Genomic DNA, 619 nt, shown 5'->3' with positions numbered 1-619 from the left:
GGCGCTGGACGCTCCCGCCAGCCTGGTGCTGGAGCTGCCGCCCGTGCTCGGTCAGGCCGGCGGCGGGTCGAGCGGCACGCAGGTCCAGCGCCCATAGCCCGGCGCCTGCCGCGGCCAATCCTGCGCCCGCGCCGGCGCGCCCCCATGCGCCAGCAGCCAGTGCACGCAGCGCACCACGCCGGCGTGCGTGATCCACAGCACGTCGCCCGCTGCGCGCGCGATGCGCGCCTGCGCCAACGCCTCCGCCACGCGCGCCAGCATCCGCTGCAGCGGTTCGCCGCCGCCGGGAGCGTGGACGTGCAGCTGCTCCGCCCAGACCTCGAGCTCGGCGCGCGGCAGGGCTGCCCAGGGCTGCCCTTCCCAGCGCCCGAAGTCCATTTCCGCAAGGCGCGGATCGGCCCGCAGGGCCATGTCCGGGCGCAGGGAGTGCAGGGCGCGCGCCAGCTGCGCGCAGCGCGCCGCGGGCGAGTGCCAGCCCAGCGCCACGCCCGCCGGCAAGGCCCCGTCCAGCGCATGCGCCGCCTCCTGGGTGGCCTGCGGGCACGCCGGCACGTCCAGCCGCCCGTAGCAGGTGCCCGGCGCCATCTCGGGCGCCGCGTGGCGCACCAGCCACAGGCGC

General features: G+C 78.7%; 1 protein-coding gene. It reads right to left on the bottom strand.

Going from position 1 to position 619, the window contains the following annotated elements:
- Window positions 1-51 precede the first annotated feature (51 nt).
- The coding region (locus tag A612_RS00280) for a histidine phosphatase family protein (protein ID WP_019372622.1) at window positions 52-619 on the bottom strand (568 nt) is incomplete at its 5' end.

Source organism: Melaminivora alkalimesophila (genome assembly GCF_000282995.1).
Taxonomy (GTDB): Bacteria; Pseudomonadota; Gammaproteobacteria; order Burkholderiales; family Burkholderiaceae_C; genus Melaminivora; species Melaminivora alkalimesophila.
Note: the sequence above shows the minus strand (reverse complement) of the source record. Positions and strands in the feature narration are given on the sequence as shown.